We start from the raw sequence: 25,228 nt of genomic DNA, 5'->3' as shown, positions 1-25,228 counted from the left end.
CCGCCAGCGTCGCCGGGCGGGACCGGAAGGGGAGCCGGCGGGAGGAGCCGGCAGGGCGTGGAATGGGAGGTGGAACGGGAGAGCGTCAGCTTCCGGCGGGTGGCTGCGGGGCCGAGCCACCCGCGGCATCGTCGCCACCCGCGGCACCGTCGCCGGGCGCCTGGCCGGCGTCGGGGTCCGTCGTCTCCCGGGGCGGTCGGACGGCGGCCAGGATGCGCCCGCGGCGGGCCCCCGGGCGTGGCCGTCCGCCCGCGCGTGATCCGAGCCGGGGAACCGGCCCCATGCCGGCAGCCGACGGACCGTCCGGCCCGCCGCTCGTGGCCTCGCCGGCGCCCGCCCGGCCGGGAACCGCGAGTGGCATTCCGGTCCGGTTGATGAGGTCGGCCTGCCGGCCCAGGTCGGACTCGATCTGGGCGAGCCGGTCGAGCATCTCGGAAGCGTCCCCGTCGCGCTCACGGATCGTGCGCAGCGCATCCATCAGGGTCAGCCACTGGTCCCGACCGACGGTGATCTGTTCGGCGAGGCGGTTGGCCGAGTAGGCCGGAAACAGCCGTTCCGTGGCGGCGACGATCTGCTGGACCTCACCGGGGTTGAGTCGGCCGGGCTTGCGCCGGATGTAGTTGACGACGTCCTTGATGCTGATGATCGTCACTCCGTCGAGGGCGCCGTCGCTCCACAGGACGTTGGCCTCGACCATCACCAGGATCGGACTTATCGGGATCTTAAGCATCGGCAGTGCCGCGCGGATCTGGTTGCGGACCTCGCCACCCAACCAGGCGGTGCGGTCGATCGGGGGTTTGAGTGACTCTCCGTCACAGGTCGCCCCACCCTTCTTGTACCGCACGGTGCCCTTGTTGTTGTCGCTGCTGAGCACCATCACCCCGCCGGGCCCGACCAGGAGGTGACCGATGGTCGCCTCGGAGTAGGGGACGGCCCGGTCGTGCAGGATGACGTACCCTTGGCGGCGCAGCCGGGCGATGGCGCGCGCGGTCCTGCGCTCCGCCTCGGCCCCCTCGCGCAGCGACTCGACGTCGGGGGCGGTCCCGAACGAGGCGATCACGATCCCGGCCGGCCAGGCGATGAAGACCAGCAGGAACACGACGACCGCGACCGTGGGCAGCCCTAGGCCGAAGCCGATGACGAGGGCGAGAGCGAGTCCTACCAGGGCCGAGCGCACCGCGGTGCGGGGTACCTCGCGGCTCAGCTTGTCCCGCCGCACGAGTGCCTGGTTTTCCCTGGCCCGGAGGTACTCCGTCTGCAGGGAGTGTCCAGGGCGGCCGACTCGGGTCATCGTCGGCCGGGTGATCGTCGCCATCGTGCCCACCATGTTCGCAGGGTCGTCGTTCGCGGAGTTGTCGTTCGCGGAGTTGTCGTTCGCGGGGTCGTCAACGTCGGTAGGGCCCGTCCGCCGGAGCACGCCGGGCGTCGTCGCGGCAGCGCTGGCACCGGGCCCAGGCACAACGTGAAGGTGGCGAGCACCGCGGGACACACGATCGCCCGGTCACCGTGGGCGAAGGCTGTCCTTATGGTGCGTCGAAGCACCTGCCGGCACAAGGGTTGACCTCGTCGGCCCGGGAGGCTCCCGGCGGGGGAGCGACGTTCCGGGATGGCGGGATCCGGGGCGCCGTGGTAGTCGTGACGGTGCGAGGCGTTGCGTGTCGGTTGGGCATCTGCCGCTGAACGTAGCAGTCCCGTGCACCTCGCGCGGACGATCGGGCCTTCGGACCCCCTATATCGGGCCGCTCGGACCACGTCGTGGCAGGGTCGACGGTGAGCGGGTTCGCTGTCGGCCTCATAGTGCCCCTACGTCCGGGGTGGGGACCCGGACAGACGGGTTGGCCGGGAGGTTGGGACCGGACCCGCCCATACGGTGGCGCGGGCCACTTGTCCGGGTGGCGTGAGCCACTCGTCCCATACGTTGCTGGTCGGTACGAGCAGGCTCGCCCGCGATAGTGGGTGCCAGATGGAGGATGCTGTGAGAATTGCGATCGGTGGAGCGATCACGCTGATTGCTCTCGCGGTTGCCGGGCGTCGGGTTTTCTGGCTGTTCCGGCTGATCGGGTCCGGCCAGCCGGCCGAGGGCCGGCTCGACGACCTGCCGACCCGCGTCTGGACGGAGATCAGCGAGGTCGGGGGGCAGCGCAAGCTGCTGAAGTGGTCGGTGCCCGGGGCGGCCCACTTCTTCACCTTCTGGGGCTTCACGATCCTGCTGCTGACCGTCATCGAGGCCTACGGCGGCCTGTTCGACGACGACTTCCACATCCCGGGATTCGGGCACTGGGCGGCCATCGGCTTCCTCGAGGACTTCTTCGCCGTGGCGGTCCTCGCCGGCCTGGTCGCCTTCACGATCATCCGGTTGAAGAACGCCCCGGCGCGGCTGGAGCGCAAGTCGCGATTCTACGGCTCGCACACCGGGCCGGCCTGGGTCATCCTCGGCCTGATCACCGCCGTTATCGTGACGCTGCTGCTCTACCGTGGTGCCCAGTACAACACCGGCAACCTCCCGCAGGGCCAGACGAAGTGGGCCTTCGCGTCCTACGCTGTGAGCCGCATCTTCTCCGGTCTCTCCCACGATGTGAACGAGGGCATCGAGACGGCCTTCCTGCTGCTCAACATCGCGGTGATCATGGGCTTCTCGGTGCTGGTGGTCTACTCGAAGCACCTGCACATCGGCCTGGCCCCGATCAACGTCGTGCTCAAGCGCCAGCCGGTGGCCCTCGGCCCGCTGGCCACCACTCCCGACATCGAGAAGCTGATGGAGGAGGACGAGCCGGTCGTCGGCGTCGGCAAGGTCGAGGACTTCTCCTGGAAGGCCATGCTCGACTTCGCCACCTGCACCGAGTGCGGGCGGTGCCAGAGCCAGTGCCCGGCGTGGAACACAGGCAAGCCGCTGTCGCCGAAGTTGTTGATCATGGATCTGCGTGACCACCTCTTCGCCAAGGCGCCCTACCTGCTGTCCACCGAAGGCGCGGCGGAGGGTGAGGAGGCGCCGAAGGCGGTCACCGGGATCGCCGAGGACGCCTCCGCCTCCCACACCGTGCACCACGTGCCCGAGTCCGGCTTCGGCCGGGTGCCGCAGCCCGGTCAGCCGCAGGTCGACCGGCCGCTGGTCGGCACCGAGGAGGAGGGCGGGGTCATCGATCCCGACGTCCTGTGGTCGTGCACCAACTGCGGCGCGTGCGTCGAACAGTGTCCGGTGGACATCGAGCATGTCGACCACATCGTCGACATGCGTCGCTACCAGGTGATGATCGAGTCGGCGTTCCCGTCCGAGGCCGGCGTCATGCTGCGCAACCTTGAGAACAACGGCAACCCGTGGGGCGTCTCGCCGCGGACCCGCACCGAGTGGACCGAGGGCCTGCCCTTCGAGGTGCGTGTCCTCGGCGACGGTGAGCAGATCCCCGACGACGTCGAGTACCTGTACTGGGTCGGCTGCGCCGGGGCGATCGAGGACCGCGCCAAAAAGGTCGCGCGGGCCTTCGCGGAGCTCCTGCACACTGCCGGGGTCGAGTTCGCGATCCTCGGTACGAACGAGTCCTGCACCGGGGACCCGGCGCGCCGGCTCGGCAACGAGTACCTGTACCAGGAGATGGCCAAGGCGAACATCGAGCTGCTGAACGCCACGGGCGTCAAGAAGATCGTTGCCACCTGCCCGCACTGCTTCAACAGCCTCGCCCGGGAATACTCGGCCCTCGGCGGTCAGTACGAGGTCGTCCACCACACCCAGCTGCTCGGCAAACTGGTCGAGGAGCGCAAGCTGGTACCGGTGACCCGGGTGGAGTCGTCGGTCACCTACCACGACCCCTGCTTCCTCGGGCGGCACAACAAGGTCTACACCCCGCCGCGGGAGATCCTGGCGGCGATTCCGGGCATCCGGGGCCAGGAGATGCACCGCTGCAAGGACCGCGGCTTCTGCTGCGGTGCCGGCGGCGCGCGGATGTGGATGGAGGAGAAGATCGGTAAGCGGGTCAACGTGGACCGGATGGAGGAGGCCCTCGGCCTCGACCCGGACGTCGTGTCCACCGCCTGCCCGTTCTGCATCGTGATGCTCACCGATGCCGTCACCGAGAAGAAGCTGAGCGGCGAGGCGAAGGACGGTGTCGAGGTACTCGACGTCTCCCAGCTCCTGGCCCGTTCGCTGGCGCCGTCGGCGCCAGCGGCTCCGACCGAGGCGTCCGCCGAGCCTGTCGGCTAAATTGCGTCCCTGCCTTTCCAGAGGGATAAATCGGACATAAAACCCTCTGGAAAGGCGAGGAAGCTGAAAGACAAGGAAGTCAGCCTGGGGGGATCTCCCCGTTCGGGACCGGTGCGCGGGTGAAGTCCCGGTAGGCCCTCGACGGGGTCGGGCCGCGCTGACCCTGGTAGCGCGAACCGTAGATGGTCGAGCCGTACGAGTGCTCGGCCGGCGAGGACAGCCGGAACAGGCAGAGCTGGCCGATCTTCATGCCGGGCCAGAGTTTGATCGGCAGCGTCGCCACGTTCGACAGTTCCAGCGTGACGTGCCCGGAGAAGCCGGGGTCGATGAAGCCCGCCGTCGAGTGCGTGAGCAGCCCGAGCCGGCCGAGACTCGACTTCCCTTCCAGCCGGCCGGCGAGATCGTCGGGCAGGGTGACGATCTCCAGCGTCGAGCCGAGGACGAACTCGCCCGGATGCAGGACGAACGGCTCGTCGCCCTCCGGGGCGATGAGCTCGGTGAGATCCTCCTGCTCAAGAGAGGGATCAATGTGGCTGTACCGGTGGTTGGCGAAGACCCGGAACCAGCGGTCCAGCCGTAGATCGATGCTGGACGGCTGGATGAGGCCAGGGTCGTGGGGGTCGAGACGGATCCGGCCCGTGGCGATCTCGGTCCGGATGTCCCGGTCGGACAACAGCACGTCCCGGACGTTAGAGCATGAGCGGTCGATCTTCACCGTCCACCCGGAGGAGGATGGGGCCGCGTGGAAGAGTGAGACGGAGCGTGACCCGGGTAGGAGGCACGTGGCCGGTCGATGAATACCCGGTCGGACGGGTGCCCCCGGGGAAGGCTGGGGCGGAAGGGACAGGCGGGACGGATGCTCGGGCTACCCGATCACATCGAGGCATGTCTGTTCGACCTGGATGGCGTGCTGACGAACACCGCGACGATCCACGCGGCCGCGTGGAAAGAGACGTTCGACGATTTCCTGGAGAACTGGGCCAAGCGGTCGGGAGAGCCGTTCGTCCCCTTCGACCTCGAGCATGACTATGTCGAGTACGTTGACGGCCGGCCCAGGATCGACGGTGTGCGAGCCTTTCTCGACGCCCGTCACATCAGGCTTCCCGACGGAACACCGGACGACCCGCCGTCCGCGCTCACCGTGCATGGGCTGTCCAACCGGAAGAACTTCCTCCTGCTGGAACGGATTCGGAGGGACAGCGTGGACATCTATCCCGGCTCGGTGACGTATCTGCGGGAACTGGCCACGCGGGGGATCCCCCGCGTGGTCGTCTCCTCCAGCGCCAACTGCGCCGAGGTGTTGAAGGCGACTGGGCTTGACGCCCTCGTTGACGGAGCGGTGGACGGCCTCGTTGCCGCCCGTGACCACCTCGCCGGAAAGCCCGCGCCCGACACCTTCCTCGCCGGCGCCCGGCTGCTCGGGGTGCCGCCGCGGCGGGCGGCGGTGTTCGAGGACGCCCTGGCCGGCGTCGAGGCGGGGCGGGCCGGCGGGTTCGGCTGGGTCGTGGGGATCGACCGGGTGGGGCACGCCGCCGCGTTGCGCGCCCACGGGGCCGACATCGTGGTGAACGACCTGGCGGACCTGCTCGGCCACGGCTCCGGGCCCGGCCCCGAATGATCGACAAAGCGTCCTATCTGATCGAGTCGTGGTCCATCCAGGAGTCCGGTCTCGACATCTCCGATCTGGGCCGCTCCGAGTCATTGTTCGCCCTGTCCAACGGCCATATCGGGCTCCGGGGAAACCTCGACGAGGGCGATCCGCACGGCCTGCCGGGCACCTACCTGAACTCGGTCCACGAGCTGCGGCCCCTGCCCTATGCCGAGGCCGGCTACGGATATCCAGAGTCCGGCCAGACGGTCATCAACGTCACCAACGGCAAGGTGATCCGTCTACTTGTCGACGACGAGCCGTTTGACATCCGCTATGGCGATCTGCGGTCGCATCAGCGGGCGATCGACTTCCGGGAGGGCGTGCTCCGGCGGGACGTGGAATGGGTCTCGCCGGCGGGGCAGACTATCCGGGTGCACTCCGAGCGGCTGGTGTCGTTCTCGCAGCGTTCCATCGCGGCCGTGTACTACGAGATCGAGCCGGTGGGCGACCCGGCGCGGGTCGTCATCCAGTCGGAGCTGGTGGCCAACGAGCAGCTGCCGGCCTGGCACGGTGACCCGCGGGCCGCGTCCGCGCTGGAGTCGCCGCTGCGATCCGAGCGCCATCGGGCGAGCGGCACGATGGTTGAGCTCGTCCACATCACCCACCGCAGCGAGATCCGTGTCGCCGCGGCCATGGACCACGAGTTTGCCGGGCCGGACTCGCTGGGTGTCTCCTCGGAGAGCGAGCCGGACGCCGGCCGGGTGACGGCCACGGCGGTACTCGCCCCGGGCGAGAAGCTGCGGATGGTCAAGTTCATCGCCTACGGCTGGTCGGAGCAACGGTCCCTGCCGGCCCTCAGAGACCAAGCGGCCGCGGCGCTGGTCGCAGCGCGGCAGACCGGGTGGCCCGGTCTCGTCGCCGAGCAGCGGCAGTACCTGGATGCCTTCTGGAAGCGGGCCGACGTCGAGGTCGACGGCGATCCGGAGGTGCAGCAGGCCGTTCGCTTCGCGCTGTTCCACGTCCTGCAGGCCGGATCGCGGGCCGAGCGGCGGGCGATCCCGGCCAAGGGCCTGACCGGCCCCGGCTACGACGGGCACGCCTTCTGGGACTCCGAGTCGTACGTGCTCCCCGTCCTGACGTACACCGCGCCCGACGCGGCCGCCGACGCGCTGCGCTGGCGGTACGCGACTCTGCCGCTGGCCAGGGAACGAGCCGATCTGCTCAATCTGAAGGGCGCCGTCTTCCCCTGGCGCACCATCCACGGAGAGGAGTGCTCCGGATACTGGCCAGCCGGGACGGCCGCCTTCCACGTCAACGCCGACATCGCCGACGCGGTCGCCCGCTACGTCACCATCACCGGGGACGAGCGGTTCGAGCGCACGGTGGGGCTGGAGATCCTGATCGAGACCGCCCGGCTGTGGCGGTCGCTGGGACATCACGACCTCGACGGCCGCTTCCGGATCGACGGTGTCACGGGCCCGGACGAGTACTCGGCCATCGCCGACAACAACGTCTACACGAACCTGATGGCGCAGCGGAACCTCGTGGCCGCGGCGGACGCCGCCCGCCGCCATCCCGACCGGGCCGCCGAGCTGGGCGTGGACGCCGAGGTCACGGCGTCCTGGCGGGACGCGGCCGAGAACATGTTCATCCCCTACGACCCCCATCTCGGCGTCCATCCGCAGTCCGAGGGATTCACCGAACACCAGGTCTGGGACTTCGCGAACACCGCGCCCGAGCAGTACCCTCTGCTGCTGCACTTCCCGTACTTCGACCTCTACCGCAAGCAGGTCATCAAGCAGGCGGACCTGGTCCTGGCGATGCAGCGCCGGGGTGACGCCTTCACGATGGACGAGAAGATCCGCAACTTCGCCTACTACGAAGCTCTGACGGTTCGGGACTCGTCACTGTCGGCATGCTCCCAGGCGGTGCTGGCCGCTGAGTGTGGGCACCTGTCGCTCGCCCATGACTACCTGCGCGAAGCCGCCCTGATGGATCTGCATGACATCGAGCACAACACCGGAGATGGGCTGCACATGGCCTCCCTCGCGGGAAGCTGGATCGCCCTCGTCGAGGGCTTCGGTGGGCTGCGTGACGGCGGTGAGGTGATCTCGTTCGCGCCGCGGTTGCCCGAGGGACTGACCAGGCTGGCCTTCGGGCTCTGTGTCCGCGGGCGGCACCTGCGGGTGGAGGTCTCCGACTCGACGGCCGTCTACACCGTCCCCGCGGGGCCGGCGATGACGTTGCTGCACCACGGCAAGACCGTCCGGGTGGTTCCCGGCCAGCCGGTCAGCATGGAGGTCCCGCCGACGCCCGTCCTGGAACGGCCGAAGCAGCCCTCGGGCCGGGAGCCGCTGCGCTTCCTGCGCCTGCCCGGGACCGGCGGCCGTATCGGTCCTACCGGCCCTAGCGGTTCCGTCAACAGCATCGACGGCTGACTCCGGACGCGCCGGACGCGCCGGACGCGCCGGACAGCCCGGGGCCCCACCCGACCCGGTCCGTCCGGTACGATGCGAATGCGCTACGCGGGCGTAGTTCAGAGGCAGAACACGAGCTTCCCAAGCTTGCAACGCGGGTTCGATTCCCGTCGCCCGCTCCACTCTGGGAGACGTGTGTCAGACGGGGTCTGACCAGGTCTTTTCGCCATGTCTGCTGGGGCCGAACCCGGCGAAGAACTGCCCTGCGCCCATCGGCGTCTCGTGAACGAACATGGCGAGGACCTGCGGGAACACCACCCGAGGGCGGAATGTCGGTGGCGGTCGCTACAGTGAGCGCGGCCACGGCGTCGATCTCGGATCGCGTCCGCTGGCCGGTGTTCGCCGCCATACGGGAGGTCGACGGGATGAACGTGGCGAAGGTGGTCCGGCGGGTGATCCCGGGTGATCCGGAGACGGTGCGCGACCGGGTGATGGTGCCGGCGCGGTCGCTGTGGCGCCGGGCCTGGACCCGGCGAGGCATCGACATCACCTCGTCCATGACGACGAGGTCGTGTCTCGTCGTCGCACCACACCCCGACGACGAGACGCTGGGCTGCGCGGTGGCCATCATGCGTAAGCGGGCCGCCGGCACCCCGGTCACGGTGGTGATTGTCAGCGACGGCTCCCGCGCGGAGCCGGTGACGCTCCCGCCAGCGGAGTTGATCGAGGTGCGCAAGGCGGAGACTCGCCGGGCCTGCACCCTGCTGGACGTTGACGAGTCCGACGTGCGCTTTCTTGGTTTCCCCGACGCCGAGCTCTCCGACCGGATCGACGCCATCGCCGCGCGGCTCACCGAGCTCATCGAGACCCTCGCGCCCGAGCAGATCTTGGCGCCGACCTCGTGCGAGGGGCACCCGGACCACGACGCGACCAACGAGGCGGTGCGCCGAGCGGTCGCCACCACCGGTTATCGCGGCCAGGTGCTCGAATACACCGTCTGGTTCTGGACGCACTGGCCCTGGACCTTGGGTTACGGGACGGCGGGCTGGTCGGCTGAGCGTCTGTTCGTCCAGCCGGTCCGCCGGTTGCGGGAACGCCGCCCGCTGCTCGTGGACGCCCGCGGTTTCCGGGCGCGGCAGCGCAGGGCCCTCGCGGAGCACGCCACCCAGGTGGGGGAGGACGACGCGGCGTCCGACGCCGCCACCCCGGTGACCGGCTCCCTGCTCGCGACCCTGGGGAGTCCGTACGAGGTCTACGTCGCCGCGGGGGCGCTGCGGCACCTCGACTTCGAGCGGCCGTGGCGGGCCGGTCACCAGGTACGGGGCAGCCGGTAGTCAGCCTGCGAGCGCCACCTCAGGGCCGGGTGCCACCTCAGGGCCGGGCTGCGGGCCAGTGCCGGTGGCGGCGCCGTTCCCGGGACAGGTCGGGGTATAAATCGGCGGCCGCGTGGCTCGGCCGGGGGTGTTGCTGCCGGTTGCGGGTGTCGAAGTGGGCGATGCCGCGCTGGTACGCCTCGACCTTGCGGCGAGCGATGGCCGAGGGCTCGATCTCGACCACGCCGAGGCGACCCCGTGCCCCGAACGCGCTCGCCCGCGCGGGGTCAAGCAGGAACGGCGCCAGCGCATCCGCCAGCGCCACCGGATCGCCGGCCGGTACCGAGGATCCGGCCTCCCACCGCTCGACGAAGGGCGCGACTCCGGCCCGGGTCGTGGTCACCACCGGCCGGCCGGCCGCCATCGCCTCGACGGCCGCGATCGAGAAGCTCTCGAAGCGGCTCGGCACGGCGACGACACGGGCCCGCCGGTAGACGTCGCGGATCTGAGAACCGGACAGGTGCCCGGTGAACTCGACGTCCAGCTCAAGCTGGCGGGCCCGGCGGGCCAGCCACTCGCCCGAGGGCACCCCGTTGATCTCACCCGCCGAGCGTCCCGCGAGCACCAGCCGGTGCGCCACCCCCGCGCCACGAAGGCGGGCCGACGCGTCGAGCAGCACGTCCACGCCCTTGTAGGCCTCGAGTCGACCCACGACGGCGACTGTCGGCGTGGTGTCGGCGACGTCGGGTATGTCGAGCCACGGCTCGGCGTCGAACGGATTGGGAATCACCTCCACCTCACGGTCACCCAACCAGCCTTGCTCCCGCAGCGTGTCGACGAGCAGCTGCGACGGTGAGGTGACCACGGCGGCCAGGCTCGCCGATGTCCGGTCCAGCCGGTCGGCGACCAGGCCCTTCAACCCGACCGGCTGGCCGGAAAGCCTGACCGTGAGCATGGTCGGGCAGTGGAGGTGGATGGCGAGCGGCGTGGAGCGACGTATGGCCTGGATCAGGCCGCGGGTTTCCCCGTCCTGGGTCTCGATCACGTCTGGTCTGAGTCCGAGTTGACGCATCCACAAGCTATAGGACAGCGGGAGGCTGGCCCGCAGCGCCAGCGAGTCACGCGGGTACAGGGGTCCCCGGAGTTGGGCGCCGAGCTTTCCCAGCCCGCGGCTGACCGGCACCCGTAGTAACGGGCGCCGGTGGACGTGCACCCCGTCCTCCACCGAGTCGACGACATGACGCCCTTGGGCGCACAGGACGTGGACGTCGTGGCCGAGCTTCGCGAGTGCCGTGGCCAGCGCCGCGGTGTAGGTGCCCGCGCCGTCCCAGACGACGGGCGGGTACTGCTCGCAGAAGAAGAGAATGCACAGCGCCTGGAAAGATCCCAATGACTCCGCCACGTGTCCCCGATTCTGCCGTGCCGTAACGGGAGAGTAAGACTAATAGCGTAAATACGTTACTCCAGGGAGGGGGAGTGACGTCTTCATGGTCCCGCGGTTCCGGGGGGATCGAGGGAAACTTAAGGTAACGAATTGGTACGGGCATCCCGGTCGGTGCCCGGGGCGGCGGTCGTACGGGTGGCCGGACACGGTTGCGGTTGTCGCCCGAGCAGGATCCGACGGTCAGGTAAGGGTTGATCATCGTGCGGTCTGACAGCCCTTCTGATCACGTGATGTGATGCAAATTTACGGAAAAAACGGGATGCAATGGTCGCTTCGATCCGGATGTGTCACCGTTAGTGGTCCCAGGCGGTTGTCGGGTGACGACTCGGAAGGTTGATCACGGCGGGGCCGGCGGGGCGCGGGGAACACCGCCTTGCCCGTCGGCACCATGCAGCGTCCCGGCGGGCACCCGGCCAGTGCCCGGACGGGGTCCGGGTGCCGTGCGACCTCTGCTCGGCAGCCCTCACGGCAGCCCTCACGGCGGGACCGATGCGCCAGCAGGCCCTTGACGGGTTGACGAAAGCGGATTCGCGTGCAGATTCGTCGGCATGTCGCGGGCGCCGGGGCGGGGGTAACGTTGCCCCTTTCGCTTCGGGGAATCGACCCGGCCACCGCTCGGTGGACCCGCGTCTGGGACGCGGGAACCAGTAGCGTCCTGGCCGGCACAGTACCGGAGCCGTTGAGATCGGCGAGGGAGGGCGTAGATGTGTCATCTGTTCGCGATGAGCAGCGGGCCGACGAGGGTGCAGGCGACTTTCTGGCTGTTGGATGCGCCGGACAGTCCCCGGGCGGCGACGTTGCGGACCCCGGAGGGGGCTGGTCTCGGCGGATTCGACGCCGATGGCACCGCGTGGGTGGTCAAACAGGCCATTCGGAACCGGGCCGACACGGCATTCGCCCAGGAGCCGCAGCACGTCACCTCCTCGACGTTCGTCGCGCATGTCCGGCACGCCTCCACCGGCCGGGCCTGCGAGGACAACACCCATCCGTTCGTTCGAAACGGGCGGATCTTCGCGCACAACGGCGTGATCGAGGGGCTGGACAAGCTGGACGCCGAGCTCGGCACGGGCGGTCTCCCGGTCCTCGGTGACACCGACTCGGAACGCTTCTTCGCCCTCGTCACCCGCGAGATCGACGCCTGTGACGGGGACGTCGGCGAGGGAATCGCATCCGCCGCTCGTTGGGCCGCCGAGAACCTGCCGCTGTACTCCATCAACATGATTCTCATCACGGAGCGGGACCTCTGGGCTCTGCGGTATCCGGACACCAATGGCCTGTACGTCCTTCGGCGTGGCCCGGGTGGGCGCAACGAACGCCACCTTGATCACGCGAGTCCGTTCAGCGAGATCCGGGTCCGCTCTCTCGACCTGCTCACCAAGCCCGCGGTCGTGGTCGAGAGCGAGCGGATGGACGAGGACCCTCGGTGGCGGTTGATGGAGAGCGGGGAGCTGCTGCATGTGGCCGCCGATCTCACCGTGACCTCTCGGATCGTGTTGGACGGGCCGCCGGTTCACCAGCTGTCCCTCGACGAGCTGCGGCCGCAGGCCGCCGTGTCGCAGACCACCGCGGTGCCCGACCTCCCTCTGTCCGCGTGATCATTCCGGTTCCTGAATCCCCTGTATCCCCTGATCCGCCCATCCACTGAACTACCGATCCACAGATTCAACGAACCGGCCGACATGCCGGGCGTGCGTACGGGGTAGCAGACGTGATGGGGTAATGGCACGGACAGTGGCAGTTCCCTGCGCGGAAGGGGCTCGTCGTGGTAGCAGAGGTCGGCAGGATCGGGTTGTGGGCAACCGAGCGGCAGTGGCCGAAGGATGTCCCGGCCCGGGCGGAGATCGCGGCCGAGGTGGAGGCCCTTGGCGTCCCGACGGTATGGATCGGCGCGGCCAGTGGCGATCTTGAGCTCGCGGCCGCGATCCTGGACAACACGGATCGGTTGGTGGTCGGTACCAGCATCCTCAACATCTGGACCGAACCGGCGGACGTCGTCGCCGATCATTACGCCATGCTGGCGAAGGCGCACCCCGACCGGATCCTGCTCGGGCTCGGTGCCGGCCACAAGGAGCTGGTGGAGAAGAGGATCGACCGTCGCTACGAGCGTCCCGTTGACGTCCTCGTCGACTATCTCGACACCCTCGACGAGCTGGGCGTCCCGCGGGCCGGCCGGGCGCTGGCCGCTCTCGGTCCCCGCGTGCTGGGGATCGCCGCGCAGCGCACCGCGGGTGCCCTGCCCTACCTCACCACCCCCGAGCACACCCGGCGCGCCCGGGAGCTGCTTGGCCCGGACGCACTACTCGCGCCCGAGCAGATGGTCATCCTCGACACCGATCCGGCTCAGGCCCGGGCGGTCGCGCACGACACCCTCGCGTTCTACCTGAAGCTGCCGAACTACGTGAACAACCTGCGCCGTCTCGGCTTCACCGAGGACGATCTGACGGGTGCCGGCTCGCAGCGCCTCGTCGATGCCGTGGTGGCCTGGGGCGATGTGGACTCCGTGCTAGCCAGGGTCGCCGAGCACCATGAGGCCGGTGCCGATCACGTGGCCATCCAGGTGCTGACCTCCACTCCCACCCGGCTCCCGCGCGAGCAGTGGGCCCGGCTGGCGCCGGTCATCGTCGGCTGATCCGGCTGATCCGGCTGATCCGCCGGCGAGCCGAGCGGGTGCCACCTCGGCTGGTAGCCGGTCCATCGCCGACGGTCCGCCCTGGGCGATCGGTTAGCATACTGAACGTCGCCTCGGGCAAGCCGCGGGCCTGGACCGACGGTGAGCGTGACGTCACCGTGCATTTCGGCGCGGTGCTGGAAAATCTGCTGCGGGTTCACGGCCTGTTTCCTGTCGGCAGGATGACACTCCGCTGGCCGATAGCGGCTGGCTCGATGGTGGGTGCTCCGCGACGATGATGCCAACCGGGGGAGGCGCGGCCGGTCGGTGCAACTACCTACCTACCTACCTACCTACCTGCCGTCGGCGGGTCCTGCCGTCGGCGGGTCCTACCGAGCGGGCAGCAGCCCGGGTCCGGTCCGTCATCCCGACATAGTGATGTTCCACGGAAAGGAGGGGAATGATCGAGGCGCAAGGGCTCACCAAGCGGTACGGACGTACGGTCGCCGTCAACGACCTGTCCTTCACGGTGCAGCCAGGCAAGGTGACCGGTTTCCTGGGGCCGAATGGTGCGGGAAAGTCCACTACAATGCGGATGATCCTGGGGCTCGACAATCCGAGCGCAGGCCAGGTCCGTATCGACGGTAAGCGATATGCCGAGCTGAAGGAACCACTCCGCCAGGTCGGAGCGCTGCTGGAAGCGAAATGGGTGCATCCCAACCGCTCCGCCCGCTCGCACCTGCGGTGGATGGCCGCGGCGAACCGAATTCCCGGGAAGCGGGTCGACGAGGTCCTGGAGATCGTCGGGCTCACCTCGGTCGCCGGCAAGCGGGCGGGTGGCTTCTCGCTCGGGATGGCACAGCGTCTCGGGATCGCGACGGCCCTGCTGGGTGACCCGCAGGTCCTTCTCTTCGACGAGCCCGTGAATGGGCTGGACCCGGAAGGAATCCTCTGGATTCGTCAGTTCATGCATCGACTTGCGGACGAGGGGCGGACGATCTTCGTCTCTAGTCATCTGCTGTCCGAGATGGCGCTGACCGCCCAGGAGCTCGTCGTCATCGGTCGCGGGCGGCTGATCGCCCAGACCAGTACCCATGCGTTCATCGACATGGCGTCCGAGTCGGCGGTCCGGGTCCGCGGGCCGGAGATGGAGCGGCTGCGTGGCGTGCTGACCGGTCAGGGCCTCGCGGTTCGAGACGTCGCCGCCGGCGACGGTGGTCCGGCGGCGTTCCTCGTGTCGAACAGCAGCACCGAGCAGGTCGGCGAGCTGGCCGGTCGGATCGGGCTCGTCCTGCACGAGCTGGCGGCGCAGCGCGGCTCGTTGGAGCAGGCGTTCATCCAACTGACCGGCGGCGAGGTGGAGTACCACGCCGGGACGCCGGGGCCTGGCGACAGCCGGTCGGCGACAGGTGCTCCGCCGGGGCCCGTGCCGGCGGGAACTGCCGCCGGTCCACTGGCCGGGACACCCCGCCAGTCGGTTGACGGTGGCGTGGATGCCGGTGGCGTGGGTGTCGGGGGCGGTTCGTCGGCCTCGGCCGAGGCGGCACGAGGAGGGACTGGACGATGACACTGCTCACCGTCGAGCGGATCAAGCTGTTCTCGACCCGCTCACCGTGGTGGTGCATGATCCTGGCGACCGCGCTCACCGTGGGGCTGACCTCGATCTTCGCGGCGGCGACCAGCGATAACGACCTCGCCGACCTCACCCCGAACGTCACCCAGTTCGCCTACAACTTCGGCCTCGTGGTGATGATGGTGATGGCCGCGCTGGCGGTCACCACCGAGTACCGCTTCAGCACGATCCGGTCCACGTTCCTCGCGGTGCCCACCCGGACGCCGGCACTGCTCGCGAAGGCCGTCGTCGTCGCCCTGCTCGCGGGGACCGTCGGCGAGCTCACCGCCTTCGCTTCCTGGGGCGTCGCCAAGCTGATCAGGCCGGATGCCCCCCTGGCCCTGGACACGGCGCAGGAGTACCGCAACGTCTTCGGTGTCGGTCTGGTCTACCTGTTCGCGGCGATCTTTGCCTTGGCTCTGGGTCTGATCATCCGGCAGTCGGCGGGCGCGATCGTGATCATGCTCGTCTACCTGTTCCTGGCGGAGAGCCTGTTGCCGGCGATCCCCCGGGTCGGTCGCCACATCCAGCACTGGCTGCCGTTTGTCAACGGCGACAACTTCATCGTCGCCGGGCAGGTGGAGCATTCCGACGGGCCGCCCGTGGTGAAGGGGATGCCCTTCGGCCCCTGGGGCTCCCTGGTGTACTTCGCCGCGATCTGCCTCGGCCTGTTCGCCATCGGGCTCGTCCTGGCCAAGCGTCGGGACGCCTGAGCCCGCCGGCGGTGCGATCTCCGTCGGCGTGAGCTCTGAAGCCGTGATCATCTGACTATCTGTGATCATCGGAATGCCTGAACTCACCGGCAGGTTGCCTTCAGGCCCGGAGCCGCGGTCCACCGGTCGTCCTGATGTGGACGCTCGGTGGACCGTAGGTCAGGCGCCCGGGCCCCACAGGTCCCGACCGGCGCGGGCCCGCTCCTGAGCCTTCATGCGAGCCTCGTGGACGTGGCGCCTCCCACCGGTGAGCCGCAGCCGGACCTGTTCGTCCACGGCAACGAAGGGGCGGTAGTAGATGTCGTCGTACTCCTCGATGATCTGGAAGGTCCACCGCCCGTCGAGGACGTTGCGTCCGTGCAGCTCCCGGCGCACATAGGCGGCCAGCTGGGGGTGGCCGGCGTCTTCCAGACCGCTAATCGCCTCCGCGAGGATCAGATCGGCCCGTCCGGAGAGTTGATGGAATTCGTAGAGCGCCCCGCGGGCCCGTTCAACCCACTCCAGCGCCTCGCTGAGCTTGCCAACCGCGTCAGCGGTCGTGTCGTCGAGGTCGGGCTGCGTGCGGTCGTCCTCTCGGCGGCCCCCGGCCGGACGATTCCCGCTCATCCGGTCAGTTCGACTGCCGTCAGCCCGACTGCCGTCAGCCCGACTGCCGTCGGTTTGACTGCTGTCGGTTCGACCCCGGCGGGTGTGTCTGCTCACCCTGACGGGATGCCCCGGCGGTGTCGGGTCACACCGACCTGCCGCCTCGCGCCGGGAACGACCACGACAGGCGTGCGCGCGCACGCCGGGAACGACCACGAGAACCACCGGGCCGCCTCCGTGACTCTGACGGGCAGGTATCCATTCAGGGGTGCTGGAACCTGTACCCTGAATGGATACATCCAGAGATCGAGCTGGTACAGGATCCACGAATTACCGGAGCTTCAAAAGCTCGACAATGTGAGTCTGATAAGCTCTTCAGAAATGTACGAAAAATCCACCAGTGTGGGCCGTCAGGGACTCGAACCCTGAACTCGCCGGTTAAAAGCCGGCTGCTCTGCCAATTGAGCTAACGGCCCTGCGAGAGTCATGATACCGAACTGTGTGTCCTCGGGGTGGTGGTCGGGGTGTCGGTGCGGTTTGTGGGGGTGTGGATGGAGCGTCGGCTGGTGGGGTGGGCGGGTTGTGGTGGCTCGTGGCTGCCCCTCCGCCCCGATGGGGCGGAGGGGCGGTGCCGGGTTAGTCGATCGTGGTGGTGTGTCGGGGGTACTCCTGGGGGCTGCGGGTGCGGGGGATGAGGCGGGCGGTGTTGCGGGCGATCTCGGCGGCGAGGTCGGGGAGGATGTGGGTGTAGGTGTCGGCGGTGATCATGATCGTGGAGTGGCCGAGGAGTTCTTGGACTGCTTTGAGGTCGGCGCCGGCGGCGAGGGCGAGGGTGGCGGCGAGGGCGAGGGTGGCGGCGAGGGCGAGGGTGGCGGCGCCGTGGCGGAGGCCGCGGATGGTGATGGGGGTAGGTCGGCTTCCTGGATGAGGGTGTGGAAGCGGTTGGTGAGGTGTTCGGGGTGGATGGGAGTGCCGTCGGGGTGGGTGAACGCGAGGCCGTTGTTCGGCCGGGTGGTTCCGGCGGCGAGCCGGTTGGCGTGTTGGCGGGTGCGGCAGGCTTTCAGGACGGCGAGGGTGTCGGGGCCGAGGGAGATGACACGGTCCCCGGCGTCGGATTTCGGCTTGGCGAGTTGGGTGGCGTAGCCGATCTGGACGAACTGCCAGCGGAGGGTGAGAGTTGCGTTGGTGAAGTCGATGTCGTCCAGGTGGACGGCGACGGATGCACCGCGTCGGAGCCCCTGGTAGGTCGCGCCGCTTCACTTGCGGACATGCGTCAGTCCGTCCCCCCGGGCTTCACGAGCCCGGCGTTCACAAGCTTCGCGAGATTGCCAGGCGGACGGGCCGCGCCCGGCTCTTTGGCCACCGCTGGAGCGGAGAGCCCCAAGACGCGACGCAGGACATCATTCGGGGTGTCGACGAAGGGCGCAGTCTGATCCTGCAGGCACTTGAAGACCTCGTCGTCGATCTCGATCCGCGGGGCCATGCCTGACTCCAGGGGCCATGCCTGGCTCCAGCCTTCAAATACGGTACCACTTGAAGTCTGTGATATCTGGAGTGAGAAATTCAAGGGACGACTGCTCAGGCCGACCTTGCCGGCGACGAGGGTTCATCCTGGATGGTCACCAGGTCTGGTGAGCAAGCCGGTCGCCCGGCCACGCGACCCTGGCCACGCGACCCTGGCCACATCGAAGGGCGCGAGCTGGCTTCAGCGGTTGGCCGCGCGAACGACGTTCGGCGCATATTGTAGGTACGTACCTACCAGGGGGGTGGTCGTGGTGACCATGGTCTCATCGCGAGAGTTCAACCGTGACGTGAGCGCGGTCAAGCGGGCCGCCGCCAGCGGTCCGGTGATCATCACGGATCACGGTCGGCCGTCACACGTCCTGCTGTCGTTCGCCGACTACCAGCGGCTCACCGGAACCGCGGGCAGCCTGGGAGACGCGTTCGTTCTGGAGGAGGAGATCGACTTCGAGCCCCTACGGCCGCGGGACTCGCTGCGCGAGGTCGACCTGTGAGCTTCCTACTCGACACCAACGTCATCTCCGAGCTCCGTAAGCCCGCGAAACGCCGCGATGACCGCTTCAACGGCTGGGCCGCGAGCCTGTCACCATCGGATACCTTCCTCTCCGTCATCACCCTGCTAGAGCTGCGGGCTGGCATTGAGAACAAGCGATGGCGCGATGCCCGCCAGGCGGCCGTCCTGGACTCATGGCTCGATCAGAACGTGCTCCCGGCATACGCAGGCCGGCTGCTCGACGTCGATCAGATCGTCGCCGGCTCGGCGGCGCGACTTCACGTGCCCGACCGGCGCCCAGCCCACGATGCGCTCATCGCCGCCACGGCCCAGGTGCACAGCCTCACGCTCGTCACCCGCAACGAGGCCGACTTCGCCGCCATGGACGTCCCACTCGTCAACCCTTGGACCTCCCAGCTGTAAGCAGGTCCCGAAGCTGGGCGGCACAGAACCTCTGGCGGTAGGATCGGGCACACTCATGTCTTCGGCAGCGTGATCGGTCGCAACGGCACCACCTGAGGACCCTCCAACGGACCACGACCGAGGTGCCCTCCATAACGGCCCGAATCCGCGACATGATACTTCGCACTTCTGGGATCATCGTGGTACCTGGATCTGATAGGACGTGGTTCCCCTGACCTGGAGGCGCAGAAGTGTCCGAAACTGCCAGATGCTCGCGATCCATGATCACCATCTTTGCCAGGAGACAGGCCGAGACGCGATGAATGGCGAGCAGATCCTCACAGTGCACGAAGCTGCGCGCTCCTGGCAGCCGAACGAGAACGCTGCCGAAGCCCTGGCGCACACCGTCGAATGGCTCACCCGCTTCCAGGTCTGCACGCCCCGGGCCGAGAGGTACGCCACGCTTTCGGCCTGGGTGTACCCTCTGGCCCCGCTGCCGGAGCTGGAACTCGCTTACGACATCCACGCCTTCTTCCGGATCTACGACGACTTCACCGACGACCTTGCGGCGGACATCAGCCGCATCAACGTCATCAGCGCGGAGCTCACCGGGATTCTCTACGGGAGACCCGCGAAGTCCCTCATGGGGATGATCTTCCATGACCTGTGGGCGCGGCAGATCGTCAGCTCGCCGGACCAGTGGGTGGCTCGGGTCAGCGAGCACTGGGAATGGTACTTCAACACGCAGGCCACTTACGCGGCGATGCGGGACCGGCGGATGGACACGACGGTCGAAGAGTACTTGGAACTACGCCTGGGAAACGGCGCGGTGCCGCTGTGCCTGGTGTTCGGCGAGAAGATGAATTTCACCTATCTGGCGCCGCACATCCACCACTGTACCCAGCTGCGACTGCTGCGCAGGTTAGCCAGCGACATCATCGTGTACTGCAACGACGTCTACTCCTCGGTCCGCGACGCGAAGCGCGACGACCCGCGCAATCTGATCTCGATCATCCGAGACCAGGACGGCTGCGATTGGCAGGAGGCAAGAGCCCGTTGCGAGCAGGAGATGCGGACGCTCGACCAGTCGATACACACCACAAAGCAGCGCCTTGACACGGCCTTCGACGTGCTGCATTTCACCGACACAGAACGCGCCCAGGCCCGGATGGGTGCGAGGATCGTCGACGACTGGAACTGGGGTTACCAGGCGTGGGCGGCGGTCAACGAACTGTTGATGGACACGGATCCGCCGCGCGAGGAGATCTCTCGCATGCTGACCTCGCCGCAGGCGGTCTGACGGCGTGTCGGAAACAAAAGAGCGGCGCCCGGGAGCGATTCCCGGGCGCCACTCGGCGGTACGTCAGCCGACCGTGAACCCTTAGCGTCGACCGCGGAACATGCCGCCCAGCGAAGCCCAGAAGCCGCGGCGGGTGTCCGCTCTGGCCTGTGCGTCGGCCTCGGCCACCGCCGCCAGCGCGTCCTTCGCGGCGCTCGGCTCGACCACCGGGGCGGAGAACGCCGGGGCGGCTGGCGCAGACTGCGGGACGGGGCGGCACTGCGGGGCGAACTTGACCGGGAGCGCGTCAAGGTGCCGGGACCAGGTCGAGGCGGTCCAGGTCAGCTGCTCCTCCGGCACCGTGAGGTGCAGGTCGGGTAGCCGGTTGAGCAGCACGTCGACGCCGGTGTCGGTGATGGCGCGGGCGATCTCCTGTCCCGAGCACTCGTGCGGGCCCCGGCTGAACGCCAGGTGCGAGCGGTTGCCGTGCATCGGCGCGCCGAGATCCGGACGGATCTCCGGATCCGCGTTGCCTGCCGCGATGCCGAGCAGCAGCATGTCGCCCTCGCGGATCTCCTTGTCGGCGAAATGCATGTCGTGCGTGGCGAACCGCGCCGGGCAGACCAGTAGCGGCGGATCGTCCCACAGCATCTGCTCGACCGCGTCCGGCAGCGTCATGAGCCCGCCAGCGAGCGACGCGCGGAAGCGGGGGTCGGTCAGCACCATCCGCAGCGTGTTCGAGACCAGGTTCGCCGTGGCCTCGTAGCCCAGCACGATCACGAGGCGCAGGTGGTTGAGTACCTCCTCGTCGTTCAGCCCCGAGGGGTGCTGAACGAACCAGGACGCCAGGTCGTGCGCAGGGGCCCTGCGCCGCTCCTCGGTCAGCGACCGCAGGGTGCCGATGATGTACTGGTTGTGCGCGTATGCATCCTCGCCGCCGCTGACCATGCCGACGATGGCCTCGACCAGTTTCCGGCCGTACCCCTCGCTCAGGCCGACCAGCCGGCTCAGCACGAGCATCGGAAGGTAAACGGCGAACTGGGTCACCAGGTCCGCGCGGCCGTCCTCGACAAAGCCGTCGATCAGCTGGTTCGCGTAGCGCTGGACGTGCCGCCGGGTGCCGTGCCGGTCGAACCTGGTCAGGCACTCGTTGACCGCGGCGCGCAGCCGCGCATGTTCCTCGCCATCGTAGGACACGACGTCGGGACGCCATCCGATGAGCGGGAGCAGCGGGTCGTCCGCGGCGATCCTGCCCTCGTTCCAGTCCCGCCAGAGCCGGGCGTCCCGGGTGAACCGGCTCGGGGTGCGAGCGACCTCCATGTTCTCCCGGTAGCCGAGCACCAGCCAGGCCGGGACGCCACCCTCGAGTTCCACCGGGGCGATCCCGCCGTGTTCCGCGCGGAGCTTCTCGTAGACCGCGCCGGGATCGTGCTGCGCTTCCGGGCCGTAGAGCGCGGTCCGTACGGCATCCTGCGCGAAGGCCGCGTGCGCCGGACACCCCGGAGGCGGGATCGCAGCGCCTGATTCCGCGCCTGCTTCGGGAATGGGTGTTGACACACTTACTCCGTGGCGGCCGAGGCGGCCACCGGGGCCGCGGGTTGGGTGGACAGCCAGTACAGGTAGCGCATGAGGGCCAGCAGGGTGTCCCGGCTCGAGGCCCGGCTGCGCGCGTCGCACGCGACGATCGGCACGGCGGCCGGCAGATCCAACGCGGCACGGACCTCGTCCAGCGGGTGGTTCGGGGCGTCCGGGAAGACGTTGACGGCCACGATGAACGGCACGCCGCCGTCCTCGAGCCGCCCGATGACGTCGAAGCTGGCCTCGAGCCGCCGGGTGTCGACCAGCACGACCGCGCCAAGGGCTCCCTCGAACAGGCCTGTCCACAGAAACCAGAAGCGCTGCTGTCCGGGCGTGCCGAACAGGTAGAGCACCAGTTGCTCGTTGATGGTGATCCGGCCGAAGTCCATGGCCACGGTGGTCGCATCCTTCTGCTCGACCCCGCGGACGTCGTCTACCCCGATGCTGACCTCGGTCATCGTCTCCTCGGTCGTCAGCGGTCTGATCTCGCTGACGGAGCCGACCAGGGTCGTCTTGCCGACGCCGAACCCGCCGACCACGACAATCTTGACCGCGGTGGCGGCCGAGGCGGGCAGCGCGTCCTCGCGCGCCGGTCCGACGGCCAACTCAGAGCCTCTGGAGTCCATTCATCACCGCCTTGAGCAGTTCAGGATCGCCGATTCCTTCCATGCGCACCGAGGCGCGCACCTCGACGAGCGAGTCCCTGAGCAGGTCGGAGACCAGGATGGCGACCACGCTGAACGGCAGCTTGAGGTAGGCCGAGATCTCCGCCATGGACAGGGGCCAGTAACACATGCGCAGGATGGACGCGTGTTCCGGCTGCATCTCGGGCCGGCCCGCGGCCCGCGCCACCACGAGGGTGACCAGGTCGATGTCGGCCCGGCGGCCCGAGGCGCCGCGCCCGCCGGTGAGGACGTACAGGCGCTCGGGACCGCCCTGCTCCCAGGCGCAGGACGCGTCGTTGATCGGGGACGGGGTCACCCGGCCGTCCTCTCCTCCATCCGCGGCGGACTGGTGAGATGCTCACCGATACGTGCGACCAGGTTGCGCATCTGCTGTCCCATCAACCCCGCGTCCACCCCTTCGTCGGCCAGCACCGCGAGGTATGCGCGCGCGCCGGCCGCCATGAGGTAGAAGAATCCCCCGCCCACCTCGATCACCACGAGCCGCATCCGCTTGTCCCCCTGCGGGAACTCGGCGCCGACGGCGGCGGACAGGCTCTGCAGTCCGGCGCACGCGGCCGCGAGGCGGTCGGCGGTGTCCACATCCGTGTTGTACTGGGCCATGCGCAGGCCGTCCGCGGTCAGGACGATGATATGCCGGGTGCCTGGCACGCTCTCCGCAAGGTCCTTGAGCATCCAGTCCATGCTGGGCCGCAGGTGGTCCATCGGCTACTCGCTTTCCTTACTCGACGCATCGTCAGTCAAAGCGTGCTGGGTGCTCGTGCTTTCGCCGGAGACCGCGTTCTGGAACGCGGCAAGCCACAGCCCGGGCGGCGGGGGCGGGGCGGCGGGAGCGGATGCGTTACTCGACACGGGCGGGGGCGGGGCGGCGGGAGCGGATGCGTTACTCGACACAGGCGGGGGCGGGGCGGCGGACTGCGGCCCGCGCGGCGCGGTCAGGCTCCGCTGGCTGCCGCTCCCGTTGAGCGGGGCGGTGACGCCGCGCCTGCGCTGCGGCAGGCCGTTGTTGTTGATCTTTATGCGCTGCGGCTCCTCCGACTCCAGGGCGATGGCGGGCATCGGCGTGTTCGGGTTCGGCCGGACCGCGGCGCCCGGGCTGGCCGCGGACAGCGGCACGGCGGTGGCCAGGTCACGTGGGATGATCAGCACGGCGCGCACGCCGCCGTACGCCGAGGGCCGCAGCGAGACCTGAAAGCGGTGGGTCTGCGCGAGCCGACCGACCACGGACAGGCCGAGGCGCGGGTTCCCGCCGAGGTCAGCGAGGTCGAGGCCCGACTTGACCTCGGCGAGCACCCGCTCGGCGCGCAGCCGGGCCTCCTCGCCGAGGCCGACGCCGCCGTCTTCGATCTCGACCGCGATCCCGGACTGCACCTCGACCGCGGTCATGTGCACGCGGGTCTGCGGCGGCGAGTACCGGGTGGCGTTGTCCAGCAGCTCGGCGAGCGCGTGGATGAGCGGTTCGACGGTGGGTCCTGAGATGGCGACCTCGACCACCGAGTGCAGTTCGACGCGTTGGTAGCCGATGATCCGGGACATCGCGCCGCGCAGCACGTTGAACAGCGGCACCGGATGCTGCCACTGCCGGCCGGGGCGGGATCCGCCGAGCACGGCGAGCGAGTCGGCGAGCCGGCCGATCAGCGCGGTGCCGTGGTCGAGGCGGAGCAGGTCGTCGAAGACATCGGGGTTCCCGCCGTGCCGCTCCTCCATCTCGCGCAGATCCTGGAACTGCTGGTGCACGATGGCCTGGACGCGACGGGCGACGTTGACGAACGCGCGCTGCGAGGAGTCGCGCAGGTCCTCTTCCGCCTTGACCGCTTCGAGGACCGAGCGGACCACGTCGTCGTGCGCCTTGATGAACGCGGCGCCGAGGGCGGGCGACTGGCTCGAGCCGGACAGCGCCTCCTCGACCGAGTCGCCGCGGTGCAGCCGACTGATCGCGGCGGGCAGCACCTCGACGGCGAGGCGGCTGGTCTCGGCCTCCTGTATCTCCAGGCGGTGCATGAGTTCCTGCTCGGTGGCGGCCTGCCGACGGCGCAGATGGACGATCTCGTGCCCGCGGCGGCGGATCTCGGCGCAGGCCAGGCCGACCGTGACCGCCGCGACGAGGCCGCACACGGCAACAGCGCGCCGGGCGTGCGGGGCGACGAGAAGGATGGCGGCCACTGTACAGAGTGCGGTCAGGGCTGCCGCTACCAGAGCACTGTAGACGACGGAGAAGTCGCCTTCCGAGCCACGAGGTGACGGTCGCTTGCGCTTCATTCGCAGAACCTTGGTCTGATTGTGGGCGTGTGTCGGTGACCGACGGGGACGGGGAGAACAGTCACGGGCGCGGCCCGCGGAGAGACTCGCGCGCCGACGAGGGCCCGACGGCGATGTTCTGACTGGGCACGCGGCTACCTTGCTCAGTGTTCACGGTTCTGATGTCTCTCCGGATAGGTCTGACGTTATATCCAGGGCTTCGGCGAGATCGCACCGCGCCGCTATCAGTGACCTTGAGTAGCCGGCCACCCTGTCTGACAGCATGAGGTAAGACAGTTCCCTGTGTCACAGCTGCATCTCGGGCTGGCTGATGGACGGGGTCAGCGTGCAGCAGGCTGCGGAGCGGGCGGGTAACAGCCCTGCCGTGATCTGGCGGACGTATGCGCGGTTGCTCGACGGAGGGGAGCAGGATGCGGTGCAGTCGGCTCGCTGCCGCACGGCGGGCGGACGGCTAGAATGGGAGGCGTGAGGGCGCCTACCGGGCGTCCTTCGGCGTTTCTGTACCGTGCCTGTATCGAGCCGGAGGAAAAATGTT

Annotated in this window: 22 protein-coding genes and 2 tRNA genes; 12 read left to right on the top strand and 12 right to left on the bottom strand. The window is 68.8% G+C overall.

The window, feature by feature from the left end:
* Window positions 1-85 precede the first annotated feature (85 nt).
* Window positions 86-1,315: a nuclease-related domain-containing protein gene (locus tag FRANCCI3_RS22020; protein ID WP_035729369.1), complete on the bottom strand. Its 1,230-nt coding sequence runs from the start codon at window positions 1,313-1,315 to the stop codon at window positions 86-88.
* A gap of 660 nt (window positions 1,316-1,975) precedes the next feature.
* Between FRANCCI3_RS22020 and FRANCCI3_RS22015 the strand changes: the two genes are divergently transcribed.
* Entirely contained in the window at window positions 1,976-4,195 is a 2,220-nt protein-coding gene (locus tag FRANCCI3_RS22015) for a (Fe-S)-binding protein (RefSeq protein WP_023840678.1), read from the top strand.
* Between the two features lie 79 nt (window positions 4,196-4,274).
* On the opposite strand, the gene dcd is transcribed toward FRANCCI3_RS22015, so the two are convergent.
* On the bottom strand, window positions 4,275-4,874 hold the full coding sequence (gene dcd, locus FRANCCI3_RS22010) for a dCTP deaminase (protein WP_011438703.1): 600 nt from the start codon (window positions 4,872-4,874) through the stop codon (window positions 4,275-4,277).
* A 177-nt stretch (window positions 4,875-5,051) separates the two neighbouring features.
* On the opposite strand from dcd, the gene FRANCCI3_RS22005 reads away from it, so the two are divergent.
* From FRANCCI3_RS22005 to FRANCCI3_RS21990, 4 genes are all read left to right on the top strand, one after another.
* Window positions 5,052-5,813, top strand: a complete 762-nt coding sequence (locus tag FRANCCI3_RS22005; protein WP_011438702.1) for a beta-phosphoglucomutase family hydrolase — start codon at window positions 5,052-5,054, stop codon at window positions 5,811-5,813.
* Complete coding sequence (locus tag FRANCCI3_RS22000; RefSeq protein ID WP_011438701.1) at window positions 5,810-8,224, top strand: glycoside hydrolase family 65 protein; 2,415 nt, start codon at window positions 5,810-5,812, stop codon at window positions 8,222-8,224. The genes FRANCCI3_RS22005 and FRANCCI3_RS22000 overlap by 4 nt, the downstream gene beginning before the upstream one ends.
* 87 nt (window positions 8,225-8,311) lie before the next feature.
* Window positions 8,312-8,385: transfer RNA gene (locus FRANCCI3_RS21995), tRNA-Gly, on the top strand.
* Window positions 8,386-8,553: 168 nt separating this feature from the next.
* Complete coding sequence (locus FRANCCI3_RS21990) at window positions 8,554-9,537, top strand: PIG-L deacetylase family protein (RefSeq protein ID WP_237704551.1); 984 nt, start codon at window positions 8,554-8,556, stop codon at window positions 9,535-9,537.
* Window positions 9,538-9,574: 37 nt separating this feature from the next.
* Here the strand turns inward: FRANCCI3_RS21990 and FRANCCI3_RS21985 are convergent, their stop codons facing one another.
* Window positions 9,575-10,918: a glycosyltransferase family 4 protein gene (locus FRANCCI3_RS21985; RefSeq protein ID WP_011438699.1), complete on the bottom strand. Its 1,344-nt coding sequence runs from the start codon at window positions 10,916-10,918 to the stop codon at window positions 9,575-9,577.
* A 746-nt stretch (window positions 10,919-11,664) separates the two neighbouring features.
* Between FRANCCI3_RS21985 and FRANCCI3_RS21980 the strand changes: the two genes are divergently transcribed.
* The 4 genes from FRANCCI3_RS21980 to FRANCCI3_RS21960 all read left to right on the top strand — a co-directional run bounded on the left by FRANCCI3_RS21980 (window position 11,665) and on the right by FRANCCI3_RS21960 (window position 15,893).
* The gene (locus FRANCCI3_RS21980; protein WP_011438698.1) at window positions 11,665-12,555 is read left to right on the top strand and encodes a class II glutamine amidotransferase; all 891 of its coding nucleotides are present in this window, start codon (window positions 11,665-11,667) and stop codon (window positions 12,553-12,555) included.
* Window positions 12,556-12,722: 167 nt separating this feature from the next.
* Window positions 12,723-13,589 (top strand): LLM class F420-dependent oxidoreductase, encoded by an 867-nt coding sequence (locus FRANCCI3_RS21975; RefSeq protein WP_011438697.1) that lies wholly within the window; start codon window positions 12,723-12,725, stop codon window positions 13,587-13,589.
* 439 nt (window positions 13,590-14,028) lie between these two features.
* Window positions 14,029-15,135, top strand: a complete 1,107-nt coding sequence (locus FRANCCI3_RS21965; RefSeq protein WP_011438695.1) for an ABC transporter ATP-binding protein — start codon at window positions 14,029-14,031, stop codon at window positions 15,133-15,135.
* Window positions 15,132-15,893, top strand: a complete 762-nt coding sequence (locus tag FRANCCI3_RS21960; RefSeq protein ID WP_011438694.1) for an ABC transporter permease — start codon at window positions 15,132-15,134, stop codon at window positions 15,891-15,893. The genes FRANCCI3_RS21965 and FRANCCI3_RS21960 overlap by 4 nt, the downstream gene beginning before the upstream one ends.
* A gap of 159 nt (window positions 15,894-16,052) precedes the next feature.
* Here the strand turns inward: FRANCCI3_RS21960 and FRANCCI3_RS21955 are convergent, their stop codons facing one another.
* From FRANCCI3_RS21955 to FRANCCI3_RS21940, 4 genes are all read right to left on the bottom strand, one after another.
* Window positions 16,053-16,499 carry a hypothetical protein gene (locus tag FRANCCI3_RS21955; RefSeq protein ID WP_023840681.1) on the bottom strand — a complete coding sequence of 149 codons (447 nt, stop codon included), beginning with the start codon at window positions 16,497-16,499 and terminating at the stop codon, window positions 16,053-16,055.
* A gap of 382 nt (window positions 16,500-16,881) precedes the next feature.
* Window positions 16,882-16,954 (bottom strand) — tRNA-Lys (locus FRANCCI3_RS21950).
* Between the two features lie 160 nt (window positions 16,955-17,114).
* Window positions 17,115-17,246, bottom strand: coding sequence for a hypothetical protein (locus FRANCCI3_RS28635; RefSeq protein ID WP_023840682.1), 132 nt, complete (start codon window positions 17,244-17,246; stop codon window positions 17,115-17,117).
* A 505-nt stretch (window positions 17,247-17,751) separates the two neighbouring features.
* A complete protein-coding gene (locus FRANCCI3_RS21940) occupies window positions 17,752-17,961 on the bottom strand; it encodes a hypothetical protein (protein ID WP_035958299.1) in 210 nt (69 codons plus the stop codon).
* Between the two features lie 298 nt (window positions 17,962-18,259).
* Here FRANCCI3_RS21940 and FRANCCI3_RS21935 point away from each other — a divergent pair, with 298 nt between their 5' ends.
* The 3 genes from FRANCCI3_RS21935 (at window position 18,260) to FRANCCI3_RS21925 (ending at window position 20,194) form a co-directional block, all read left to right on the top strand.
* Entirely contained in the window at window positions 18,260-18,493 is a 234-nt protein-coding gene (locus FRANCCI3_RS21935; RefSeq protein WP_011438691.1) for a type II toxin-antitoxin system Phd/YefM family antitoxin, read from the top strand.
* Complete coding sequence (locus FRANCCI3_RS21930) at window positions 18,490-18,915, top strand: type II toxin-antitoxin system VapC family toxin (protein ID WP_011438690.1); 426 nt, start codon at window positions 18,490-18,492, stop codon at window positions 18,913-18,915. The genes FRANCCI3_RS21935 and FRANCCI3_RS21930 overlap by 4 nt, the downstream gene beginning before the upstream one ends.
* Window positions 18,916-19,237: 322 nt before the next feature.
* The gene (locus tag FRANCCI3_RS21925; protein WP_235463004.1) at window positions 19,238-20,194 is read left to right on the top strand and encodes a terpene synthase family protein; all 957 of its coding nucleotides are present in this window, start codon (window positions 19,238-19,240) and stop codon (window positions 20,192-20,194) included.
* Between the two features lie 81 nt (window positions 20,195-20,275).
* Here the strand turns inward: FRANCCI3_RS21925 and FRANCCI3_RS21920 are convergent, their stop codons facing one another.
* From FRANCCI3_RS21920 to FRANCCI3_RS21900, 5 genes are read right to left on the bottom strand one after another with little or no spacing between them, the layout of a single operon-like run.
* A complete protein-coding gene (locus FRANCCI3_RS21920) occupies window positions 20,276-21,730 on the bottom strand; it encodes a cytochrome P450 (RefSeq protein WP_011438688.1) in 1,455 nt (484 codons plus the stop codon).
* A 2-nt stretch (window positions 21,731-21,732) separates the two neighbouring features.
* The gene (locus FRANCCI3_RS21915) at window positions 21,733-22,377 is read right to left on the bottom strand and encodes a GTP-binding protein (RefSeq protein ID WP_011438687.1); all 645 of its coding nucleotides are present in this window, start codon (window positions 22,375-22,377) and stop codon (window positions 21,733-21,735) included.
* Window positions 22,358-22,732 (bottom strand): DUF742 domain-containing protein, encoded by a 375-nt coding sequence (locus FRANCCI3_RS21910; protein ID WP_011438686.1) that lies wholly within the window; start codon window positions 22,730-22,732, stop codon window positions 22,358-22,360. Before FRANCCI3_RS21910 ends, FRANCCI3_RS21915 begins: the two co-directional genes overlap by 20 nt.
* Window positions 22,729-23,139, bottom strand: coding sequence for a roadblock/LC7 domain-containing protein (locus FRANCCI3_RS21905; RefSeq protein ID WP_023840687.1), 411 nt, complete (start codon window positions 23,137-23,139; stop codon window positions 22,729-22,731). The genes FRANCCI3_RS21910 and FRANCCI3_RS21905 overlap by 4 nt, the downstream gene beginning before the upstream one ends.
* Window positions 23,140-23,142: 3 nt before the next feature.
* The gene (locus FRANCCI3_RS21900) at window positions 23,143-24,693 is read right to left on the bottom strand and encodes an ATP-binding protein (protein WP_011438684.1); all 1,551 of its coding nucleotides are present in this window, start codon (window positions 24,691-24,693) and stop codon (window positions 23,143-23,145) included.
* Window positions 24,694-25,228: the final 535 nt, after the last annotated feature.

The sequence above is a fragment of the Frankia casuarinae genome, assembly GCF_000013345.1.
Classification (GTDB): Bacteria; Actinomycetota; Actinomycetes; order Frankiales; family Frankiaceae; genus Frankia; species Frankia casuarinae.
This window is presented reverse-complemented; position numbering and strand designations above follow the sequence as displayed.

Bases quoted from the DNA above. Each gene is read 5' to 3' on its own strand.
- FRANCCI3_RS22020 (WP_035729369.1), bottom strand. From the start codon at position 1,315: ATGGCGACGATCACCCGGCCGACGATGACCCGAGTCGGCCGCCCTGGA.
- FRANCCI3_RS22005 (WP_011438702.1), top strand. From the start codon at position 5,052: ATGCTCGGGCTACCCGATCACATCGAGGCATGTCTGTTCGACCTGGAT.
- FRANCCI3_RS22000 (WP_011438701.1), top strand. From the start codon at position 5,810: ATGATCGACAAAGCGTCCTATCTGATCGAGTCGTGGTCCATCCAGGAG.
- FRANCCI3_RS21980 (WP_011438698.1), top strand. From the start codon at position 11,665: ATGTGTCATCTGTTCGCGATGAGCAGCGGGCCGACGAGGGTGCAGGCG.
- FRANCCI3_RS21965 (WP_011438695.1), top strand. From the start codon at position 14,029: ATGATCGAGGCGCAAGGGCTCACCAAGCGGTACGGACGTACGGTCGCC.
- FRANCCI3_RS21960 (WP_011438694.1), top strand. From the start codon at position 15,132: ATGACACTGCTCACCGTCGAGCGGATCAAGCTGTTCTCGACCCGCTCA.
- FRANCCI3_RS21955 (WP_023840681.1), bottom strand. From the start codon at position 16,499: ATGAGCGGGAATCGTCCGGCCGGGGGCCGCCGAGAGGACGACCGCACG.
- FRANCCI3_RS28635 (WP_023840682.1), bottom strand. From the start codon at position 17,246: ATGATCACCGCCGACACCTACACCCACATCCTCCCCGACCTCGCCGCC.
- FRANCCI3_RS21940 (WP_035958299.1), bottom strand. From the start codon at position 17,961: ATGGCCCCGCGGATCGAGATCGACGACGAGGTCTTCAAGTGCCTGCAG.
- FRANCCI3_RS21935 (WP_011438691.1), top strand. From the start codon at position 18,260: ATGGTCTCATCGCGAGAGTTCAACCGTGACGTGAGCGCGGTCAAGCGG.
- FRANCCI3_RS21915 (WP_011438687.1), bottom strand. From the start codon at position 22,377: ATGGACTCCAGAGGCTCTGAGTTGGCCGTCGGACCGGCGCGCGAGGAC.
- FRANCCI3_RS21905 (WP_023840687.1), bottom strand. From the start codon at position 23,139: ATGGACCACCTGCGGCCCAGCATGGACTGGATGCTCAAGGACCTTGCG.
- FRANCCI3_RS21900 (WP_011438684.1), bottom strand. From the start codon at position 24,693: ATGAAGCGCAAGCGACCGTCACCTCGTGGCTCGGAAGGCGACTTCTCC.